This is a genomic window from Aurantibacter sp. (assembly GCF_039941195.1).
Classification (GTDB): domain Bacteria; phylum Bacteroidota; class Bacteroidia; order Flavobacteriales; family Flavobacteriaceae; genus Aurantibacter_A.
On record NZ_JBDVFA010000035.1, the window covers coordinates 1 to 22,716 of the forward strand.

The window sequence follows — 22,716 nt, forward strand, 5'->3', positions numbered from 1 at the left end:
AACACAAAAACAACAACCTGGCATGTAAAAATCTATGAATTACTAAAGCCAACGAACTTCTCGAATCGGTATTTCGCAACTATAGTTTCTTTAGATGGAAAAAAAGCTACTGGCAAAATTCTCTTAAGTCAGTTTAAAGATTCGACACAAAATTCACTCACTATAGATAACGAATTATATATAGTCGGAAAATCGGAAACTATAAAATCACCTTTAAACCCACACCAATTCAACTATAAGAAATATATGAACGGCCTTGGAATAAGGGAACAACTTTATTTAAAAAGTGGCAATTACATTATAGAGCCTAATGCTAGCAAAAGTATTTATGGAATCGCGGCAAATTTTCGAAATAAAATTATTAACAATTTAAAAAAGGAAAATTTTGGAGCCGAAGAACTTTCTGTAATTCAAGCACTTTTACTTGGCCAACGCAATGAAATTTCTTCATCAACATACGACGATTATAAAAACGCTGGCGCTGTACATATTTTAGCCTTATCAGGTTTACACATTGGAATCTTATTATTGTTACTCAACTTTTTATTGCAACCTTTTACTTATTTACCGCAAGGTAAAACTATTAAGTTAGTTGTTACGGTATGCTTACTTTGGGGGTTTGCACTTATTGCTGGACTTTCAGCGAGTATTGTTAGAGCTGTTACAATGTTCACTTTTGTTGCCTATGCTTTTTATTTAAACAGACCTAGTAATACCTTTAACATTCTTGCATTATCGATGTTTTTCATTCTTTTACTATTTGATCCCAATCTTTTATTTCAGGTAGGTTTTCAAATGAGTTACGCAGCAGTATTTTCAATCGTATGGATTTATCCCATGCTTCAAAAATTTTGGTTTCCGAAGAATATTATACTTCGTAAAATTTGGCAATTATTAGCTGTTAGTGTAGCCGCTCAATTAGGAGTATTACCCATTAGTCTTTATTATTTTCATCAATTCCCGGGATTATTTTTTATATCAAACCTATTAATAATACCAGCATTGGGAATAATTCTTGGCCTAGGAATTCTAGTTATAGGATTATCGCTACTAAATATCTTACCTCCTTTTTTAGTTACTTTTTATGATTCACTAATACGGTTAATGAACACCATAATTGCATGGGTCGCAAAACAAGAAAGTTTCGTATTTAAAGATATTTCATTTGACAGCACACAACTTATCTTGTGTTATATCCTACTAATAAGTTTTGTATTATTTTTTAGTAGAACAACTTTTAAAAGAGCAATATTTTTAGGCACGACCATACTTTTATTTCAACTTTATACGATTAGGGCAACTTATAAAAAGAGTCAAAAACAAGTATTATTAGTAGCGCATCAAACCAAAAACACGATACTATTAGAGCAAAATGGACATCTATTAAAAGTACTTTCTTTGGATTCTGTGCGAGCACAAAATTTAGTGCAAGGATATAAGGTTGCCGAAAGAATTTCGAAAATTAAAAACGAAACTATATTAAATGCTTTTACTTTTAAAAACAAAAGTATTTATCGGTTAGACAGTGCAGGTATTTATCCTCCAAAACATAAAAAAGTAGATTTTTTACTACTCTCTCAATCTCCTAAAATTAATCTAAACCGTTTTATTGATACTGTTCGTCCGGATAAAATAATTGCTGATGGTAGCAACTACCATAGTTATATTAATCGTTGGCAGCAAACATGTTTACAAAAAAAAATCCCTTTTCACTATACTGGTGAAAAGGGGGCTTATTATTTTGATTGAAATAGCATCAATGATCTGCTAACTCAAAACCTTCATTTTCGTTATCATCAATAACAGTTTCTTTATCCTCCGCACCATGAGTTAACCTTCTCAACGGTTTTATTAACAATAACACCAATAGCCCAAAAACTACAGCGAAAATAAACAGGCCACCAAAAATGTTTAATTCTCCAGCATTGGAAGCACTTTCTCCAATAACCCCAGCAACTTTGTTACCAAGACCCGTTGCAGCCCAATATACTCCCATCATCAAAGCCATATATCTTGCCGGAGCTAATTTTGTGAAAAATGATAATGAAACCGGGGATAAACATAATTCTCCCATTGTATGAAAAAAATAGGCCAATACTAACCAATACATTGCCGAACTGCCGTTAGCCTCATATTCCATTGAGGCAAACACCATATAAACAAATCCTACACCCATTATAATAACACCTGTAGCCATTTTAAAAAGAGAATCAGCAGCTTTTCCTTTTAATTTTCTTTTAGCCCAAATATTCGCTACCAATACTGAAAAAAGAATAATAAACCCAGCGTTAGCCCCTTGAAACCATGCTGCTGGAACTTCCATTCCCATGAACATTCTATTAGTTTTCTCCTCAGCATAAAGATTCATTAGTCCGCCCATTTGTTCAAAGCATCCCCAAAAAACTATAACCATCAAAAGAGATAACAACAATACTACATATCTATCCTTTTCTATTTGTCCATTTAAGTTTTTATAAATCATCATCATTAAACCAGCAATAATGGCTAAAACAATATATAAAATACCAAAACCCCAACTATCTGCTCCTTCATAGGTAAAACCGGCATAGATTGCATATACTACTATTACGACAACTATAACTAACTGCAACGGAGATTTGAATAATTGCCCAAATAATGTTGCTAAACTAATATCATTAGATTTATCTTCAACTGTTGGTTCATTACCAACATGTACTAAAAACCGTTGTCCATATAGGTAAACTAATAAACCTAGAGCCATTCCTATTCCAGCAAGACCAAATCCAGCATGCCAACCATAAATGGCAGCAACTAAACCTACAGAAAGTGAAGCCGTAAACGATCCAAGATTTATACCCACATAGAAAATACTGAATCCTTTATCTCTTCTAATATCATTCTGTTTATACAAACCACCAACCATTGTAGAAATATTGGGTTTAAGCATCCCAACACCAAGAATTACCAAACCAAGTCCCGTATAATAAGCCCATATAGCATCAATTGCTAAAACAGCATGACCAGCAGTAAGTAGAATCGCGCCTATGGTAACAGCCTTTTTTTGACCGATATATCTATCCGCAATAAAACCACCAGGAATACTCATTAAATAAACAAGCATCGTGTACCAACCATATAAAGCCAAAGCTTCTGTAGCTGTCCAACCTAAACCAGATTGTGGATTATTTTCTAAAGTTTGCGCCGTCATATACAAAGTTAAAAGGGCTCTCATACCATAGTAAGAAAATCGTTCCCACATTTCTGTAAAGAACAAAACGTACAAACCTACTGGATGTCCAAAAAGTTCTTTTTTATACGTTGGTTTTATTATATCTGCCATACTATTTATCTATGCTATAAAATTAACTTAATACTTGATGTTTCAAAATAAACTTAAATGTAAATCAGCCTTTTATTTTGCTATCTTCTAAATCTGAGTCTTGTTCAACTGGTTTACCTAAATTTTGATGTATAAAATCGGTCATTTTATTAAATAAATGCACTCTTGTATTCCCACCATAAATACCATGGTTTTTATCGGGGTAAATAGCAGAATCGAAAGGCTTATTGGCTTGTATTAGAGCTTCTGCCATTCGCATAGTATTTTGAAGATGCACATTATCATCGCCAGAACCATGTATAAGTAAGTACTTGCCCTTTAGGAGTTCTGGATAATTAAACGGTGAATTATCGTCATATCCACTCGGATTTTCTTCAGGAGTACGTAGAAAGCGTTCTGTATAAATAGTATCATAAAAACGCCACGATGTTACTGGTGCTACTGCAATTGCCATTTCAAAAACATCATTTCCTTTTAAAAGTGCGTTGGTACTCATATGACCTCCAAAACTCCAGCCCCAAATACCCGTTTTATTCTCATCTATATAAGGCAATTCACTTAATTTTTTTGCAGCAGCAATTTGGTCTTCTGTTTCGTACTTAACCAGATTTAAATAGGTCGATTTTTTAAAATCCGCTCCTTTAAATCCCGTACCTCTACCATCAACGCAAACAATTACATACCCTTGAGCTGCCAGCATTTGATGCCAATAATCGCGATCACCCATCCATCTATTCGCAACAGATTGCGAACCTGGACCACTGTATTGATACATGAGCATTGGATACTTTTTGTTCGCATCAAAATTTGTGGGCTTAATCATGTACATATTAAGATCGTTCCCATTAATGTTAATAGTTGAAAACTCTTTCGGATTCAATTGATAACCTTCTATTTTCTGATTCAAAGCACCATTATCTGTAATCATCTTAAGCTTTTTACCATATTTAGCTTCGTGCAAAGAATATTGAGGTGGTGTTGTTGCACTAGAATAGGTGTTTATAAAATTCGAAAAGTTGGCGCTAAAATCAGCAGCGTTAGTCCCTTCTTGCGAAGACAATCGTTTTTTATTATCACCATTAGTTTCAATGCTATAAACATCTCTATTAATTGAACCATTCTCTGTAGATTGATAAAACACTTTATCATTTTCTTGATCATAACCATAGTAATTGGTCACCTCCCACTCCCCTTTTGTAATTTGGTTCATTAATTCACCATCTTGATTATAAAGGTAAATATGATTGAATCCATCTTTCTCACTCGTCCAAATAAAACTATCATCAGCTAAAAAAGTAAGATTGTCAGTTATGTCGATATATGCGTTATCCGTTTCATCAAGCAAAACTTTTGTTGAATTATCCTTTGCATTTACTTCAATCAATTGCAAATGATTTTGATGACGATTTAATGTTTGCAGGCTCAAGTAATTCGCATTATGCATCCATTTAAACCTCGGTATATAATAGGGGTTATTCAATTCAACTTTAGAAGTCTTTTCAGATTTCACATCATAAAGGTGAAGGCTAACTTTAGCATTCTCTTGTCCAGCCTTAGGGTATTTAAATTCCTCCTGAGTTGGATATAAGCCTGTACCATAGACATCCATTGAAAACTGTGGCACATTAGTTTCATCAAATTTTATAAAAGCAATTTTAGTGCCATCAGAATTCCATTTAAAGGCACGTACAAATGCGAACTCCTCTTCATACACCCAATCGGTGACACCATTTATAATTTTATTTTTAGTACCATCAAGGGTTATTTGTTCGGTTTGTTTAGTGTTGGTATCAAATAAGTAAATATTGTTTTCAAAAACGTAAGCCACTTGTTTTCCATCAGGTGAAAGTGCTGGAGATTGAATTTTATTCTCAGAAATTTTAATAACCCCCTTACTTTTTAAATCAAATACATAATAAACACCAAGTCGTGAACGTCTATAAATCGGCTCAATTTCAGTAGCTAACAAAAGCTTTGTCTCATCTTCACTAAACTCATAGGATGTAAAAATTAATCCTCCAATATCGGAAGAAGAAACAATAACCTCATCTTTAGCTAATGTTCTATAATCATACTTATCAATGGATACAATACTTGTCGCTCTATCTGTATTAAGAATTGTATATTGTTTGCCATTTTTCATAGAACGTAGTACATCCATACCTTCAGTTCTAAATGCACCACCATAAATTTCTTCTACAGTAATCTGTTTTTTTTGAGCAACAGCGGTAGATACGGCTGTAATTAACAATATAAATACTAGTTTTAAATTCTTCATTTATTTAAATAATGTTATAAAAACGCCAAGTTTAACGATAATTAACCAAAAATTAAACTTTATCGTCAAAATAATACAAGTTTAACAGCTGTTAAGACCATTATTACAAACCGAAATAAAATATTAGGCTAATTGCTATCTTTGTCAACATAATTTAACCACTATGCCCACCCCTATTTCAGGATTTTCAAAACTTACCAAAGAAGAAAAAATTAATTGGTTAGCGACTCAGTATTCTACCGAATCTAAAAGCACCATAGCAATTTTAAAAAACTATTGGAATTCCGACACCAATCTTCAACAATTGCACGATGAGTTTATAGAAAATACAATCTCCAACTTCTATTTACCCCTTGGTATAGCTCCTAATTTTTTGATTAACAATAATTTACTAGCCATACCCATGGCCATAGAAGAAAGTTCTGTAGTTGCGGCAGCCAGTAGATCGGCAAAATTTTGGTTGGAAAGAGGTGGTTTTAAAGCGACTATATTAGGGACTGAGAAAGTAGGTCAGGTACATTTTATATTCAAAGGTGATAGTAAAAAGTTAACTACTTTTTTTGGTAAGATAAAACCAGTACTACTTTCTTCAACAAAACACCTTACACAAAGTATGGAAAAGCGAGGTGGTGGCATTTTGGATATAGTACTTAGAGATAAGACCGATGTATTACCCGACTATTTTCAATTGCACTGTACGTTTGAAACCAAAGATGCTATGGGCGCTAATTTCATCAATTCGTGTTTAGAACAATTAGCAAAAACAATAAAGGATGAAGCCAAAAAATATTCTAGTTTCACTCAGATTGAAAAAGAAATTGAAATGGTGATGAGTATTTTATCCAATTATGTACCTAATTGTGTGGTGAGAGCAGAAGTAAGCTGTCCGATTGATGATCTAAATGTAAAAGCGGATATAACACCTATAGCTTTTGCCAATAAAATAGTACGAGCAGTACAAATAGCCAACGTAGAACCTCATAGAGCTGTTACTCATAACAAAGGCATAATGAATGGTGTAGATGCCGTAGTATTAGCTACAGGAAACGATTTTAGAGCCATTGAAGCAGGAGTACATGCATATGCTGCTAAAGATGGTTACTATCGCAGTTTAACTAGTGCATCGATTAAAGAAAACATTTTCAATTTTAGCATAGAATTACCACTTGCTTTAGGAACTGTAGGTGGTCTTACAAGTATCCATCCGTTAGCTAAATTATCCCTAGAAATATTACAAAAACCATCTGCAGAAGAACTTATGCAAATAATAGCTGTAGCTGGTTTAGCTCAAAATTTTGCAGCTTTAAGCGCCTTAGTCACTACAGGCATTCAGGAAGGTCATATGAAAATGCATCTGGGTAATATTTTAAATCAATTAGAAGCTACCGTAGCAGAAAAACACATCCTTACAAAGCGTTTTAGTAAAGAAACTGTTTCACATACAGCAGTTGCTGAGGCATTAAAAGACCTGAAAAACAACTAATGAATACTTATTATAGCAATGGCAAATTATTACTAACCGCTGAATATGGTGTATTAGATGGAGCCCTAGCTTTAGCCATCCCCACAAAATATGGCCAAGAACTACATGTTTCGGAATCCAATTCTTCTCAAATTGCTTGGAAAAGTTTTGATGAAAGGGGAAACATTTGGTTTGAAGCAACCTTAAGTATAGCACCTTTTCTAATTATTGATTGTTCTAATTCTGACATTGCGCAACATCTTTTACGAATATTCATTGAAGCACATAAAATGAATCACAACTTTCTAAGTGGTTCTAAAGGATGCATTATTGAAACCAAAATAGATTTTCCAAGAATTTGGGGGTTAGGCACTTCTTCTACATTAATAAACAATATGGCACAATGGGCAGAGGTAAATGCCTTCGAATTATTGAATAATACTTTTGGTGGTAGTGGTTACGATATTGCCTGTGCTCAAAACAACAGGCCAATTCTATATCAATTAAAACAAGGAAAAGCTAAAATCTTAAAGACCACATTTACTAAAGATTTTAATAAGGATTTATACTTTGTTCATTTAAATAAAAAGCAAAATAGTAGTACTGAAATTGCGAGTTATAACACTCAAAAAATAGATAAATTAAAATTAGTTGAAAAGCTTTCTTCCATAACTAATCAAATAATTAATTGTAAAAATCTAATTGAATTTGAACTGCTTTTAAATATCCATGAAACCATCATCGCATCGGTTCTAAAACGTACGCCCGTAAAGAAATTATTTTTCGAAGATTATAAAGGAGCTATAAAAAGTTTGGGAGCTTGGGGTGGTGATTTTGTATTAGCCACGGGTGATGAAGATACGCCAGACTACTTCAAAAAAAAGGGATACACTACTGTGATCCCTTTTAATGCTATGATTTTATCAGATATTCGATTAATAAAAAACTGATCTATTATCCTCTATTTCAGCACCCTCTTTAAGGGCGTTATAAACTGATGTATTAACTTTCGCAGCTGCTGCAGATTTTAAATTATTAGCATAAGTACTATAATTATCTAACTTAGCTGCTTCTTGTTTCTTATTTAAGGTTACCATAAATATTCCCGTTTCGCCTTCAATCAAACCAGAAGTTTCACCTTCATTCATTGCATAAGCAGTGCCAACAACAAGGGGTTCACTCCCGGCACCAGGTATTGTAGGAGACTTCACTGTAACAGCAGTAGCAGTTGAAGCAGAAACATTGTTGTCTTTTGCAAAATCATCAATTGATTTTCCATTATTAGCACCAATAATCTGTGCTGCCTTTCTTTCTTTTCTAATTTTTGGAAGAACTGAAGCAGAAGCATCTTCTACTGTCATTAATCCTTTAGCGTAAGTAGCAGTCAATTGAACCACGGCATAACCATTATCAACCTCAAATCTTTTTATCTCACCAAGCTCAGTATCTTCATTAAATGCCCATTGAACGATAGCTCGTTGTGCAGATAATCCCGGTAAGTTTTCGTCCATTGCCTTTATTTTATTAACAGGTCTTACTATAAATTCTTTTTCTTTCGCTAAATCAGAAAATGCTTTATCTGAACTTTTAGAATCACTTTCAAATTGCGTTGCATCTGTAAACAATTTATTAAGTGTTTCTTCAGAAGCTTCAATCTCGCGTACTAAAGTTGCTATTTGTACAATATCTTCTTTATCGTCTACTTTAATAATATGGAAACCAAAATCGGTTTCTACCATACCTATAGTACCTACTGAATTTCCAAAAGCAAAGTCATTAAATTTTGGCACCATAGTACCTTCTTGAAAATAACCTAAATCGCCACCGTTAGTGGCAGAAGGACCATCAGAATTATCACGTGCTAATTCAACAAATACAACATCCTTTTTCTTCGCTTCTTTCAACAATCTTTTCGCTTCGGCCTCAGCTTCTTCCTTTGTTCTTGTAACCTCTGGGTTAGCACGCTGAGCACCTTCATAAGCTATTAAAATGTGACTTGCCTTCACAGATCCGTTTGCTTTTCTGCCCATCATCCTTGAAATCTTAAAAGCATCACCATCTCTATATGGACCAAATACTTCACCTACCTTTAAAGTCATTAATGTATCAGCAAATTTTGCTGGTAATAATTTTTTAGCTTTATAGATGGTATCAAATTTTACATCTGAATGGCGATCTAAAAACGCCTCCATATCGGTAGTTGTACTAAAACCAGCAATAGTATCTGTTTTATCGGTTTGTTGATTGTATTCAACAGTTTCATTTAATAAACCATTTACCGCATCTTCAACACTTTTCACATCAGCATCCGAAGGTTTTTCATTAAAATATACAAACTGTAAATCTCTAGCTGGATCTTGTTTATACTCATCTTTATGAGCGCTTATATAACTTGATATTTCACTTTTAGTAACATTTATAGTACTATCAGCTATAGATGCATACGGCACACGAACATATTTAATATCCAGTTTTTCATTAGCTAATTTATAATCAAGTTCGCCTTCTTTTAAAGAAGACCCTACTCCAGCTTTTATTAAATTAAAATAAGTTTGCTCCTTTGCATTTTGAATTATTGAAGTTTCGTCTTGAAGCCATAATTTGTATTGATCAGGGCTATTAACTTTCAAATCTGCAATAAACTGTTTGAATTTGAATTCATCAAAAAGTCCATCTTCATTTAAAAATTGTGGGTTCTGAGAATAACCAGGATTAGTTTTGATGTAATTCATTATTTGATCTTTCTCAATATCCACTCCCAGGTCCTCGAATTGTGCACCTAAAATTGAATTACGAACTTCTTGATCCCATACTTGATTTACAACTTGCATTGTAGATGAAGAAGGCCCCATTCGGCGACTTAGGTTTTCTACCTTTTGTCGGAATGCATCTACTGGCACCTCATTATCATTAATTTCTCCTATTGCAGAGCCAACTTTGTTACCACCACCTCCAATGGTTCCACTACTAAAAATTCCGGAAATTACAAATGCAAACAATGCCAAACCAATAATCAAAATTAATATGGTTGTTTGCTTTCTAATATTGCCTAAAATTGCCATCTTTTGTATTATTTTAAATCAGTTCGCGAAATTAGTGTTTTCCTGTTAATTATTAAAGTAATTTATTGAAACAACAGCAATTGTAATTATCATTCAATACTTAGATAAATGGTACTTTGAAGAAGTTTTATTCAGCTTTAGGAGTCCTTATCTACAATTTGCAAGCCAATAGTGTCAATTTTATTACTTGAGACCTCTAAAATTTTAAATAGAAAATTATCAATTTTTATCTCTGAATCTAGTTCAGGAATTTCACCCGTATTATGCACAATAAGACCCGCCAAAGTCTCATATTCGTCATTTTCAGGCAATTCTATTTTATAGTTTTCATTGATATAATCGACCTCAAGACGGGCCGAAAACCTAAATTTAGTGTCATCAATTTGTTCTTCGATATGATCTGTACTATCATGTTCATCTTCGATTTCGCCAAAAAGTTCTTCCACAATGTCTTCTACAGTCATAATTCCAGATGTTCCTCCATACTCATCCAAAACCACCGCAATACTCTTTCGCTTTTTTGTAAGGACATCTAGTATATCGTGAATTAACATCGTTTCCGGTACAAATTCAACAGGCAGCAAAATACTTTTTACTGTTTTTGGTTTTTTAAAAAGTTCAAACGAATGGACATAACCAATAATATTATCAATAGTGTCTTTAAAAACAAGTATTTTGGAATAACCAGTTTCACTAAAAAGCTTTGTAAGATTCTTAGGAGTTTCATGAAGTTCTACCGCCATAACTTCTGTTCTCGGAACCATTACCTCACGTGCTTTTACGGTTGAAAAATCAAGTGCATTTTGAAATATTTGAATTTCAGAATCCACTTCATCTTCCTCTTCTACAGCATCCATTTGCTCTGTAATATAATCACCAAGTTCTATTTTACTAAAGGCCAATTCAACCTCATCGCCGTCGGTTTTCAAAAATGTGCGTAGAATAAAATCGGACACCCAAATAACAAAATCAGAAACAAGTGAAAATAATAAATAAAATATATACGCAGGCAATGCCAATATTTTCAATAGCGAATTTGAATATATTTGAAAAATAACTTTTGGGAGAAACTCGGCTGTTAATAAAATAACCAAGGTTGAAATAACTGTTTGAGAAAGTAATTTAAAATCTGTAAAAAGTAAGTTTAAAAAACTACCATCAGCAATATTAAAACTAGCGAACCAATTTATTAAAAAATCACCCATAAAAAAACCGTAGATGACTAAAGCAATGTTATTACCAATTAACATTGTTGCAATATATTTAGATGGCTTTTTAGTAAGTCTGGTAAGCACTTGAGCTAAAAAACCCTCTTGCTTCTTTTCTATCTCAATATGAATTTTATTTGCTGATATAAAGGCAATTTCCATTCCTGAAAAGAAAGCAGAAAACAATAATGCAGTAATAATGATAGCAATTTCCACTAATTACTTTTATTATCTTGTTGACGTTGCTCAAATTTTTTACGATAGTTTCTTCTAAAAACAAACATACCAGCAGAAACGATTGCAAAAAACACAAAAAGGTAGGCGTTATTACGATCTACATTCCAATCCGTGAAAATTCTATAAAGCGAAAAGAACGCTACTATTAAATATAAATATTCGGTATATTTTAAAATTTTAATCATTTGTCTTCATCTTTGATTAACATAAGGCCATAGGTCTTATGAGCATTCAATAAACTTAAATCTTTGTTGAAATCCATTCCTTCCCCGTCCATTATGGTACCGTCTTCCGGATTAGTATACGTAAATTTTTCTTGTGTAAATATCCAGTCATTTCCTTGATCAAGGTATAGTTGTGGTGCTTCCAATTTTTTTCCATCATGACCTTCAATTACCACATTACCTTGCAAATCTATCAAATTAGTAACATTATAAGTAATTCCATAATCTGCTGTAATTACGCTTTTGTTTCCATCAATATCATAATAATCAACCTGTAAACCATTAGGAAAAATACGATGTGCAAAACTTAGATTAGTAAAACTCTCACAAATCGGACTCGTTAAAACAGCATTTACATGAGCGGAGTCAATTTTTTCATTTCTTAGTTCTTCTTCTAAGGTAGAGTATTCCATTACAAAATCTTCAGCTATACCTTCTGGAAATAAAAGTGGTGCAGCTTCATCACCAACTCTTTTATAACCATCGTTACAAGCCAAAAAAAACATTGCCACAATAAAAATCGTGGCAATGTTTTTAATTTCGTATGTTGAAAATATTTGCATTCTTATATACTCGGTACTTTAACGCTACCACCAACCCAACAATTAAAAGTTATTGTTTGTCCTGATTTACCAGAACTAAAAATCATCTCCTTAGTTGGTGCTTTTGCAGAATAACTAGCAGCAGATTTGTTAGCAGTACCACTTAGTGAAGGATCCACTCTACCTGCTTTTCTAGCTAAGTCAGCAGCTTTCCAAAACATTGCTCTTTTCGAGAACGTATCTGTACCACATGCATTAGCACTAGAAGCATATAGGTTCGCTATTAACAAATAAGCGCGCCCATTTGCTGAATTAGCATCAATAGCTTTTTGGGCATATTTTCTTGCTGTAGACTTACTTCCTTTTCTCTTATTAATAACAGCAACTTTGTACGCTATTTTAGACTTTTTAATATTATCTGTTTCTAGGCTCAATGCTTTATCAAAATCAGCAAGCGCTCCAGAAGAATCACCATTTTTCATTTTCAAGGTACCACCATATACATAAGCATCAGCAGAAGGATCTAAAGCCAATTGCGCTTCAAATAATTTTTGAAACATTGGGTCGTCAGTACATTCTTTTTGAAACATAAGACCAACTGCTCTTTTTACCCATTCCACATTTCCTTTATTTTGTTCAAAAGTTTTTTGATATAAAGGAATCAAGTTTTCGCAATCTGCTAAAGGACCTAATTTAGAATCGATACTTCCTGCAATTTTACCAAAAGACTCTGAATTTGTACGATCAGCTTTAAGAATTTTCTTTTCTTTAGATGTTAAAGTACCAGCTTCTTCTTTAGGTAATAATTTTGCAATTCTATTTGTTCTAACAGTAATTTCCTCTTCTACTTTAGCAGTAACATCATCATAAACATCAAAAACTTCTTGAAGATCTTTTTTGCCTGCTTTATGTAAATCAACTAAACTAGAGAAGTACAGATATAGAGCTTTCGGATTTTTAAAATTATCGCGATCTTCTTTCATCGCTTGACCTAAACTTTCATAAATTTCTGAATCGTCAGCCATTTTATTATCATACTTCAACATTGTCTTGTCGATAAGAACATCGGCTTTCTTTGTTTTAGCAGGAAAATATTTTAAACTACCATCATACAAAGACATCAAATCAGCAATAAAACCATCTTTTTCAGCACCAGAAGACTTTTTAATTTTGTCTTTTAAAATTCGCTCACCATATAAGAAGTTAGCTCTATTTATATCTGGACAATTATCATAAACCATTTTCCATGGTGTGTATGCCGCATCATAGTTTTTAACCTTGGCGTGTTCCACGTAAATGGAAAGGTTGGTCATACATTCTTGATTTTGGGCTTGGGCATTAACTGCCGTAAAAAACCCTAAAAAGAGTATTGCCGTGAAGTAAAATTTCGTTTTCATATTATTTGATTATTTACAGGGGGTTAAAATACTAATTTTTTTCAAAACACCTATAGTGTTGCCTTCAAAATACTATCAGCAAACCATTTAATAACATTATTGATTTAGTTTTCTAAAAAAATACATTTTAAAATAAAAAATCAGCAATTATATGATTTTTCGATAGACTTTTCAAAAAAACCAGTTAAGAATCAAAAAAAAGATTAATCAATTTTTCTTTTCTGAAACCACATATCGTTTAATGATAGGCCTAAATTAATTTTAAAATAACTTTCTTCAATTAAATCTGCTGAAGTAGTTCCTCTTCTTCCAAGTTCAAAACCTAGGTTTAAATTAGAAAAACTTCTACCCAGCGGTAAACCAAATCCAAAAGTTATGCCAAAATTGTTTATGTCCTTATCATTTACCACCATACCTGTATTATCCAGGCGCAGTCCTGCCCTGTATGTAACTCGTTTCCAGTAGCTTGTAAATGGTCCCGAGTCAGGAATAAAGAAACCTCCTAATGCAATAGTGCTTGCATCTTTGTAAACTAAATTATCAATAGCTAAAAATTCATTTTCAAAAGAACTCATTTCCTGAAAACTGTACTCAGCTCCCAAAAACCAAGATCGGTCTTTCCCATACCCAATACCTAAAGTTGTTTTGGTTGGAATTTTAATATCTGTATTCTTAAGCACCAAAGCATCTAAATCAACTTCATACGTTTCTTCGTCAGCCCCATCAATTAAGGAAAAAGAACCTATTTCCTGGGTATTTTCTGAAGTCAAATTCGCTTGTGTATTCACTCGTAACGAAGCAATTAGGGTATGATTATTTTTAAATGTTGGCGCATAATTTAATGCATAGTTAAAATCGAATCCATTTACCCTAGACGATTTATTATCTTGAACACCTAATTGTATGCCAGATGTACTTTGAATTCGTCTACTTTCTAATGTTCCAAAATTAAGATTTGCCGTAACTCCAACACTTAAATCTTTAGCAAACTCCCATCCTACGGAGACAAAAGCCTTGTTAAGTCCACCACTACCTATATACTGATTCGTTAAAGTAGAATCAGCAGATACGGACACTAAATTATAACCTACAGAAGATACGGGCATAATACCAAAACCAACTCCTAGTCCCTTTTTTAGACTAAAACCAACAGCCAGATAATCCAAATTGGTGATATTATTATTTTCTTGCGTGGTATAACTCTTTAATTGCAGCTGTTTATAAGACAAACCTCCTGTATAGGTTGTCATTCCAAAATCATCTCCCCTTTGCACTCCCAACTGACTATAAGCGGCAGGATTTTGAAGATTTACATGAATACTATCAGCATACATTCCTATCCCACCCATCATTTGGTTCTCATATGTACTTTGAGACCTTAAATCACCAATACCGAAATAAGAGTAAGGAGAAACTGAACCATCTTGCGCATAAACCCCTGTAGCGGTTAATAGCGCTATAACAATACCAATTCTTTTAATCATTTAATACTTATTGTATTCCAACAGATAATTCAATCCTTCTAGTAGAAAATTTGGATTCGCAAATATGGGATTTTTTAATCGTTTAGACAAAAATTCGGCATCACCTCCTGTTAAAATAACTGTTAAATCTCTAAAGCGCGATTTATACTGCTCAATAACTCCGTCAATTTCTGCGCACATACCAATATAAACCCCACTATGTATACTTGTTTCTGTGGAGTTTCCTATAAGATCTAGTACACTAGATTTTTCTAAATAAGGCAATTTAGCTGTTTGCTCACTTAAAGCCCTATATCTCATATTTAATCCTGGGGATATAGCTCCGCCAAGGTATTCGCCGTAATCATTTACCATATCATATGTTAAACAGGTTCCTGCATCTAGTACCAAAGTATTTGCTTTAGGATTATGATAAAAGGCAGCTGTAGCCAATGCAATGCGATCCACTCCCAAGGTACTTGGCGTTGCATATGAATTTTTAAAAGGTGTCTTGGTTTTAGAGGATAACTGTAATACTTTGCAAAAAACAGCTAGCACTGCCAGAGTTTTAGGTTCAAGATTCCTAACAGAAGCCACCATAGCCCATTTTATTTTAGGGTACACGTCGCAAATTTCTTTTAAACGTTTGGGCAGTCCTTTTTCATCTGCAATTTCTTGAAAAACAAGCTGTTTCTTTTCAAAGACTGCAACTTTTATTGATGTATTTCCGGCATCTAAAACTAAGTTCATATAGCAAAGTTCGAAAAATGTATTCTAATGAATGCCTTTTTTTTGTCTTTTTTGTTTGTAGTTCCTTTTTTTGAAATTATATTTGCCACCGCTTTAAGAAAGCATGGTGCCTTAGCTCAGTTGGTAGAGCAATGGACTGAAAATCCATGTGTCCCTGGTTCGATTCCTGGAGGCACCACACAAAAACCCCGCAATAGCGGGGTTTTTTAGTTTTAAATATGCATTATTTATACATTTTACATAGCGAAATAATTGACAAATTCTATACTGGAGAATCTAAAAATCCGGAAGAAAGACTATTACTCCACAACCAACATTATTTTAAATCTGCCTATACCAAAGCTGCAACGGATTGGAAAATAGCACTTCAATACAGGTGCAATTCAAAAGAAGATGCTGTGTTCTTAGAGAAATTCATTAAAAAAATGAAAAGTAAAAAGTTCATTTTAAAAATTGTCGAAAACCAAAACATTTTACTTGATATTTTGAACAAAAAATAACCTGGTTCCCCCGAAGCTTCGGGGCTGGAGGCACCACACAAAAACCCCGAAATAGCGGGGTTTTTTAGTTTTAAATATGCATTATTTATACATTTTACATAGCAAAATAATTGACAAATTTTATACTGGAGAATCTAAAAATCCGGAAGAAAGACTATTACTCCACAAACAACATTATTTTAAATCTGCCTATACCAAAGCTGCAACGGATTGGAAAATAGCACTTCAATACAGGTGCAATTCAAAAGAAGATGCTGTGTTCACTTCACGACCATTCTTGTAAAGAAAAAAACGTAGCCAATACCTTACAGGTAATAGACATCAGTCATACACTCATCAAAATAAGTTTACCATTCATCTATTAGCCCTGTTATTTAACAGAGTTAACAGCGCTTCAACAAGAAAGTTACCCACAAAAGGCAACTAACCTCATCTTTGCATACTTAATCCTAAATCTTATATATGAGAACAATTTTACTTATTAAGGAAATTTACACTGAAGGTTTTAAAAATCTAGGGAACCTAATTGTAAAAAAGTACTTCAAATTTTTTGCATGGTTCACTTTTATCATGTTCATTATTGTGCTTTATGCATTTATTTATAGAGTATCAACAGGCTTTCCGTTTGAATGATATTAAAATTAGAATGTAATTATTTACACAAGACCGCAACCATTAGGTTGCGGTTTTTTACTTTAAAGTGATTATTACATTTATAAATTCAGATAAAAATTAAAGTCATTGTATAAATATGAATTCATTCAAATATCAGTACTACTGATTTATTTGAACCTTATTGGCAAGGTTTATTTAGTTACACTACCTAATAAGTTTTTCAACTATCCAACAATAAGCTTATATTGAGAAAAATAAACGTCTTACTTAGTTTTATTATGAAAAGTCATTTTCTAATAATCGTATCAATTTTAACTTTTTTTACACTCACCAAGTGCTTTGCCCAAGTAAAAAACGATAAAATTCAAATTATTATAGATGCCGATACTGCAAATGAGGTTGACGACCTTTTCGCATTAGCACGAGCAATCAAAGAACCTAAATTTAATGTTTTAGGAATAACTTCGGCTCAATTCCACACTTCTCCTTTGGCATCAGATTCTTCTGTTTATGAAAGTCAGAAAATAAATGATGAACTATTACGTCTAATGAACAGAGAAGATATTGCCTTGCCTTTAGGCAGTAATACTCCTTTACTAAATAAAACCATTCCAGCCTCTTCTGCAGCAGCCGATTTTATTATAAATAAAGCGCATAGTATGAAAGGTGAACAAAAATTACAGGTTGTAATTCTCGGGCCATGTACCAATGTAGCCTCAGCTATATTAAAAGACAAAACTATAATACCTAAAATTCAGGTATATTATATAGGTTTTTGGCATGATACTAAAAAAAACATTTACGATAAAAATGAATTTAATTCTGGAAACGACCCTATAGCAGTTGATGTACTCTTAAATTCTCCTAATCTAGATTTTTCGATAATGACTGCTACAACATGCCAACATCTTGTTTTTGACAAAACAGAGGTTGATAAAAATTTAAAAGGGAAGGGTTCTATTTCTGACTATTTAGTAAATCGCTGGGACACATATGAACGATGGTGGACCAAAGAAGACCCTGAAAAACAAAAGTGGATTATGTGGGATTTAGCAATTGTAACTGCACTTATTCATCCCGAATTAGCAGAAAAGGCTAAATTTATAACTCCAAAGGAAAATGAACAACGCTTAATAACCATTTATACAAGTATTGATGTTCCAGAAATGAAAAGTGATTTTTGGTCAAGTCTTGTACCTAGCAAAATCAATAAAAATTGATTAATGAAAACTTTTGATCAAAACACCATTATTTCAGCGCTGCAAGAATACTTCCATGAAAATAATTGGTTACTTACCAAGCACGAAGAGGTTTTATCACTTGAGAAGCCTGGAGAGGGAAATATGAATGTTGTTTTACGAATTAAAACAAATGAGCGGTCATTTATATTAAAACAATCCCGCCCTTTTGTTCAAAAATATCAACAAATATCTGCACCAATAGAACGGGTAATTGTAGAACATCAGTTTTATAAAACTTTAGAGAAAAGTGCTTTAAGTGCCCATATGCCTAAAATACTAGGTTGCGATGTATCTAATTTTGTTATGCTTTTAGAAGACTTGGGTGATTGCGAAGATATGGTCACCATTTATAACAAAAGAGAAATAGGTAAAAAGGCATTTCAAAAGTTAATCTTTATTATTGGACTAATTCACCGAACAAAAGTAACCGATAATTATCCTGATAATATTGAAATGCGAGAACTTAACCATCAGCATATATTTGTGCTACCTTTTATGCAGGAAAATGGATTTTCGTTAGATGATATTCAACCCGGATTGCAAGAATTATCAATTCCCTATAAAAATGATAAAGCATTAAAAAAAGTAGTTAAAAAAGTAGGATCAAAATATTTATCAAAAGGAAACACCTTATTACATGGCGATTACTATCCAGGAAGTTGGATGACAGAAAAGAATAATCTTTATGTAATAGACCCCGAATTTAGTTTTAAAGGGTTTGCTGAATTTGATTTAGGTATAATGGCTGCCCACCTGATAATGGCTACGGGAAAGAAAAAATATTTAAACCGAATTCATCTAAATTACGACGGTGAAATTGATTTTAAATTACTTTCGAAAGTTGCTGGAATAGAAATACTGCGACGTATAATAGGTTTAGCACAATTACCTTTAGACCGTACCATTGAAGAGAAGAAAAAACTACTAAAAAAAGCTCGTAAAATGATTTTAGTATGAAAATAAAACTAATCATAGCAGGTATATTTTGTTTTTCTTTTTTTCTTTCCTGTAACGAATCGACTAAAGATGTAGCTATACCATCACCTGAGAATTCAGCTTTCATCTCAGATATTATTAAATTATCAAAAGAAGAGTATTATGATAAGGTATTAGGTGCATTGGTTGGTTCGGCGATAGGTGATGCTATGGGTGCCTCAACGGAAATGTGGCATCGTAGTGAAATTCAATTGAAATACGGTTATATCAATGGACTAACACCAGCTACAAGAGAGCAATCACCAGAGGGTACTTGGGATCACAATTTATTAGCTGGGGCAACCACCGATGATACACGCTGGAAATACTTTATGGTTAAATATTTTTCTAGTACTCAAGGAGATTTGAATCCCGAAAATTTTTCAAAATTTATTACAGACTACTATGCTTCGTTAACAAAAGAGTTAGGTAGTGATGAAGTATCAAGAAATCCTGATTTACTAGACAATCAAATTGAAAAAGTTGATTGGATTAAAGAATGGGCTCGAGTTTCATTAGCTTATCAAAATGGAGGTAAAGCTTATCAAAAAGCACAAAATCGTTTTTACGGTGGTGAAATGTCTTGCGCAGGTCAATTATATACACCAATGTTTGGTTTATTAACAAGTACTCCAGATGAAGCCTACAATATGGCATATGAGCATTCCATTTTTGACATCGGTTATGCAAAAGATATATCGGGACTTGTAGCTGCAATGACACAGACAGCAATGCGAACAAAAAATATAGATTCAATTTTAAACACAGCAGTTTTTGTAGATCCTTTAGGGTATAAAAGTTCACGACTGGTAACTCGTATTAGTCAAAATGTTCTTGATTCCTCCCGACGTACCGTGTTAGTTTCAAGAAAATTATCTGCAGAAAACGATTCTATTATTACGGCCATACCAAAAGGATATCCGCAAACAAAGCAAGCATGGATACAACAAGATTACCTGTATTCGTTTTTAGATAATGATAAAAAAGCCATTGCATTCCATGCTGGTGAAATATGGCAGATTATGGTTACCGCAATAGATTATGGCCAGGGTGATTTTCAAAAGACCATGCAATTCATTGTAAATTATGGCCGTGATAATGATACTGTAGCGGCCGTTGCTGGTATGATACTTGGCGCTAAAGATGGCTACAATAACTTACCAGAAGATTTAAAAACGAATGTATTAAAAGTGAGTAAGGAAAATATGGGAATAAATCTGGAAGCATTAGCCACTGAAATGACCAATAACCTTTATCATTAAAACTTAATTCACTACCAAATTCTTCTAATTTTATTTAAGTACAATTCTTTAATCAACATCTCAGAATCACCTTTATTTTCAACAGACAAATTACTATAAGCCTTGTTTGGAAAAAGTTGCGCGGTCATTACAAATTGACCACCGTTTAAGAATATTTCTATGGATGATTTATCCATTAATATTCGCACTTCAAATTCTTTTTCTGGCAAATTACCTATTGGCATCTTTTGAATACTTCCAAAATCTTCTTGAAAGTCAGTTTTACCAGATTTGGTTCTATCTAATATAGCCAATTTATCTTCACTATCAAGAGCAAAAATCACCTCTTCATTTAACTCATTACTAAGTTTTAACTGAAAATCTTTCGTTTTAGTTTTAAATACTACTTCTGACTGATTCAAATTTTCGAAATAAAACAATTCTTTTTTATTACTTGGTAGTGTTACATTTTTTGGTTCACCCTTTGAAACTATTGTGCTGAGATTTTCAATAGGATAATTTATTAAGCTAATATCATCATCAAATTTCTCTAAAGTTAATTTTCTTGCAACTGTCATAGCACTTCGCCATTTTTCGGTTGGTGTATCTCTAGCATAGGTCCAATTACTCATCCAACCAATAAAAATACGTTCATTATCAGGTGTATTATCATATGTTACTCCTGCATAATTATCAGTACCCCAGTCTAGCCATTTAGTATCTTTTTGCTGTGTAGTAAAAGTTTTACCATCAAAATCTCCAACAAAATATTGTGTACCACTTCCACCATTTGGGGCACCTGGGTTTATACTAATTAATAGCACCCATTTTTCTTGATTGGTATCACCAACTTTCAATTTAAACAAATCTGGACATTCCCACACCCCTCCATGTGCTCCTTTGTCTATTCCAAACTTTCCTGTCATTGTCCAAGATTTTAAATCTTTAGAACTGTAAAACTGTGCGTGATCACCGGCAACCAAGGTTATAATCCAATTTTTAGACGGCTCATGCCACATTACTTTCGGGTCTCTAAAATCTTTAATATCAGAATTGCCAATTACGGGATTTCCCTCATATTTCACCCACGAGTCTCCATTATCTAAACTATAAGCAATACCCTGTGTTTGAAAATCTTTTCTTCCAGCCTTTTCTCCTTCCATTAAATGATAGGTGTAAACAGCAACTAAAGGTGGGTTCTCTAAAGACCCAAAACCAGAAGTATTTTGTTTATCCAATACAGCTCCACCAGAAAAAATTAAACCTAATTCATCGGGGTATAAGGCTATTGGTTTGTGTTTCCAATGAACTAAATCGGCACTAGTTGCGTGACCCCAGTGCATTGGTCCCCATACAATATCGTCTGGGTAGTACTGATAAAATAAATGATAAATTCCTTTATGATAAACCATTCCATTTGGATCGTTCATCCAACTTTTCTCGGGTGTAAAATGATATTGAGAACGATAAGGTTCACTGTAATAGAGCGAATCTACATTCTCACTTACAGCTTTTTCTAAGCTCTGTTTTTTTGTCTCTTTACACGAATTAATGAATAGTGCAAATAAAAACAGAAACAGTAATTTTTTCATATGGTAGTATTTTTAGAGGCTATTTCAATCGACTTATAACATTGATAATATAGTATATTTGCCGTTAAAATGAAACACATTTTGAATAAAGCATTAATAATACTATTTATTTTATCAACTGTTTTTACGGCATTTGGGCAAACCAAGATAGATCGTACTTTACGACAATTGAACAAAGAAAGCGTTCCTTACACTTATGTTGAAAACTTAGAGGACACAAACAATATTATTTTACTTGATACCAGAGAAAAAGTAGAGTTTAATGTTAGTCACCTCGAAAATGCGATTTGGGTTGGATACAAAAATTTCGAAATTGATTCAATTAAACATAGAATTCCAGATACTGATAGTGAAGTAGTTGTGTATTGTTCTATTGGTGTTCGTTCAGAAGATATTGGAGAAAAACTAAAAAAAGCAGGTTACTCAAACGTAAAGAATCTATATGGCGGAATATTTGAATGGAAAAATAAGGGGAATATAGTCTACGATACGCTTGGCACAAAAACTGAACGCGTTCATGCATTTAACAAACAATGGGGCAAATTATTGACAGCTGGCGAAAAAGTTTACGACAAAAAGAAAAATAAGCGATAAGACATTTCAGACA

General features: G+C 33.2%; 20 protein-coding genes and 1 tRNA gene. 11 read left to right on the top strand and 10 right to left on the bottom strand.

Going from position 1 to position 22,716, the window contains the following annotated elements; translation table 11 throughout:
- A partial coding sequence (locus ABJF52_RS06050) for a ComEC/Rec2 family competence protein (RefSeq protein WP_348147781.1) occupies positions 1-1,749 on the top strand: 1,749 nt, incomplete at its 5' end.
- A 7-nt stretch (positions 1,750-1,756) separates the two neighbouring features.
- Here the strand turns inward: ABJF52_RS06050 and ABJF52_RS06055 are convergent.
- Both ABJF52_RS06055 and ABJF52_RS06060 read right to left on the bottom strand, forming a co-directional pair.
- Entirely contained in the window at positions 1,757-3,322 is a 1,566-nt protein-coding gene (locus ABJF52_RS06055) for a peptide MFS transporter (RefSeq protein WP_348147784.1), read from the bottom strand.
- A gap of 64 nt (positions 3,323-3,386) precedes the next feature.
- Complete coding sequence (locus tag ABJF52_RS06060) at positions 3,387-5,600, bottom strand: S9 family peptidase (RefSeq protein ID WP_348147787.1); 2,214 nt, start codon at positions 5,598-5,600, stop codon at positions 3,387-3,389.
- Between the two features lie 163 nt (positions 5,601-5,763).
- Between ABJF52_RS06060 and ABJF52_RS06065 the strand changes: the two genes are divergently transcribed.
- Both ABJF52_RS06065 and ABJF52_RS06070 read left to right on the top strand, forming a co-directional pair.
- Complete coding sequence (locus tag ABJF52_RS06065; protein ID WP_348147790.1) at positions 5,764-7,083, top strand: hydroxymethylglutaryl-CoA reductase, degradative; 1,320 nt, start codon at positions 5,764-5,766, stop codon at positions 7,081-7,083.
- Positions 7,083-8,012 carry a GYDIA family GHMP kinase gene (locus ABJF52_RS06070; protein WP_348147793.1) on the top strand — a complete coding sequence of 310 codons (930 nt, stop codon included), beginning with the start codon at positions 7,083-7,085 and terminating at the stop codon, positions 8,010-8,012. The genes ABJF52_RS06065 and ABJF52_RS06070 overlap by 1 nt, the downstream gene beginning before the upstream one ends.
- Here ABJF52_RS06070 and ABJF52_RS06075 read toward each other — a convergent pair.
- The 7 genes from ABJF52_RS06075 to ABJF52_RS06105 form a co-directional block, all read right to left on the bottom strand.
- Positions 7,998-10,124 (bottom strand): peptidylprolyl isomerase, encoded by a 2,127-nt coding sequence (locus ABJF52_RS06075; protein WP_348147796.1) that lies wholly within the window; start codon positions 10,122-10,124, stop codon positions 7,998-8,000. The two genes, ABJF52_RS06070 and ABJF52_RS06075, sit on opposite strands and share 15 nt — an antisense overlap.
- A 137-nt stretch (positions 10,125-10,261) precedes the next feature.
- A complete protein-coding gene (locus ABJF52_RS06080) occupies positions 10,262-11,548 on the bottom strand; it encodes a hemolysin family protein (protein WP_348147799.1) in 1,287 nt (428 codons plus the stop codon).
- Complete coding sequence (locus tag ABJF52_RS06085) at positions 11,548-11,754, bottom strand: hypothetical protein (protein ID WP_348147802.1); 207 nt, start codon at positions 11,752-11,754, stop codon at positions 11,548-11,550. Before ABJF52_RS06085 ends, ABJF52_RS06080 begins: the two co-directional genes overlap by 1 nt.
- Positions 11,751-12,356, bottom strand: a complete 606-nt coding sequence (gene lptC, locus ABJF52_RS06090; protein WP_348147805.1) for an LPS export ABC transporter periplasmic protein LptC — start codon at positions 12,354-12,356, stop codon at positions 11,751-11,753. Before lptC ends, ABJF52_RS06085 begins: the two co-directional genes overlap by 4 nt.
- A gap of 2 nt (positions 12,357-12,358) precedes the next feature.
- Positions 12,359-13,732 carry a hypothetical protein gene (locus tag ABJF52_RS06095; protein WP_348147808.1) on the bottom strand — a complete coding sequence of 458 codons (1,374 nt, stop codon included), beginning with the start codon at positions 13,730-13,732 and terminating at the stop codon, positions 12,359-12,361.
- 203 nt (positions 13,733-13,935) lie between these two features.
- Positions 13,936-15,216, bottom strand: coding sequence for a hypothetical protein (locus ABJF52_RS06100; protein WP_348147810.1), 1,281 nt, complete (start codon positions 15,214-15,216; stop codon positions 13,936-13,938).
- Entirely contained in the window at positions 15,217-15,945 is a 729-nt protein-coding gene (locus tag ABJF52_RS06105) for a type III pantothenate kinase (protein WP_348147813.1), read from the bottom strand.
- Positions 15,946-16,050: 105 nt separating this feature from the next.
- Here ABJF52_RS06105 and ABJF52_RS06110 point away from each other — a divergent pair.
- The 7 genes from ABJF52_RS06110 to ABJF52_RS06140 all read left to right on the top strand — a co-directional run bounded on the left by ABJF52_RS06110 (position 16,051) and on the right by ABJF52_RS06140 (position 20,538).
- Positions 16,051-16,123, top strand: a tRNA-Phe gene (locus tag ABJF52_RS06110).
- A gap of 40 nt (positions 16,124-16,163) precedes the next feature.
- Positions 16,164-16,445 carry a GIY-YIG nuclease family protein gene (locus ABJF52_RS06115; RefSeq protein ID WP_348147816.1) on the top strand — a complete coding sequence of 94 codons (282 nt, stop codon included), beginning with the start codon at positions 16,164-16,166 and terminating at the stop codon, positions 16,443-16,445.
- Positions 16,446-16,521: 76 nt separating this feature from the next.
- A complete protein-coding gene (locus ABJF52_RS06120) occupies positions 16,522-16,728 on the top strand; it encodes a GIY-YIG nuclease family protein (protein WP_348147819.1) in 207 nt (68 codons plus the stop codon).
- Between the two features lie 179 nt (positions 16,729-16,907).
- Positions 16,908-17,078, top strand: coding sequence for a DUF6747 family protein (locus ABJF52_RS06125; protein ID WP_348147822.1), 171 nt, complete (start codon positions 16,908-16,910; stop codon positions 17,076-17,078).
- 260 nt (positions 17,079-17,338) lie between these two features.
- Positions 17,339-18,280, top strand: a complete 942-nt coding sequence (locus ABJF52_RS06130; RefSeq protein WP_348147825.1) for a nucleoside hydrolase — start codon at positions 17,339-17,341, stop codon at positions 18,278-18,280.
- Positions 18,281-18,283: 3 nt separating this feature from the next.
- Positions 18,284-19,258, top strand: a complete 975-nt coding sequence (locus ABJF52_RS06135) for a phosphotransferase (protein WP_348147828.1) — start codon at positions 18,284-18,286, stop codon at positions 19,256-19,258.
- Positions 19,255-20,538: an ADP-ribosylglycohydrolase family protein gene (locus ABJF52_RS06140; RefSeq protein ID WP_348147830.1), complete on the top strand. Its 1,284-nt coding sequence runs from the start codon at positions 19,255-19,257 to the stop codon at positions 20,536-20,538. Before ABJF52_RS06135 ends, ABJF52_RS06140 begins: the two co-directional genes overlap by 4 nt.
- A gap of 11 nt (positions 20,539-20,549) precedes the next feature.
- Here ABJF52_RS06140 and ABJF52_RS06145 read toward each other — a convergent pair whose 3' ends face one another.
- On the bottom strand, positions 20,550-22,109 hold the full coding sequence (locus tag ABJF52_RS06145) for a glycoside hydrolase family 32 protein (protein WP_348147833.1): 1,560 nt from the start codon (positions 22,107-22,109) through the stop codon (positions 20,550-20,552).
- Positions 22,110-22,178: 69 nt separating this feature from the next.
- On the opposite strand from ABJF52_RS06145, the gene ABJF52_RS06150 reads away from it, so the two are divergent.
- The gene (locus ABJF52_RS06150; RefSeq protein ID WP_348147836.1) at positions 22,179-22,703 is read left to right on the top strand and encodes a rhodanese-like domain-containing protein; all 525 of its coding nucleotides are present in this window, start codon (positions 22,179-22,181) and stop codon (positions 22,701-22,703) included.
- Positions 22,704-22,716 lie beyond the last annotated feature (13 nt).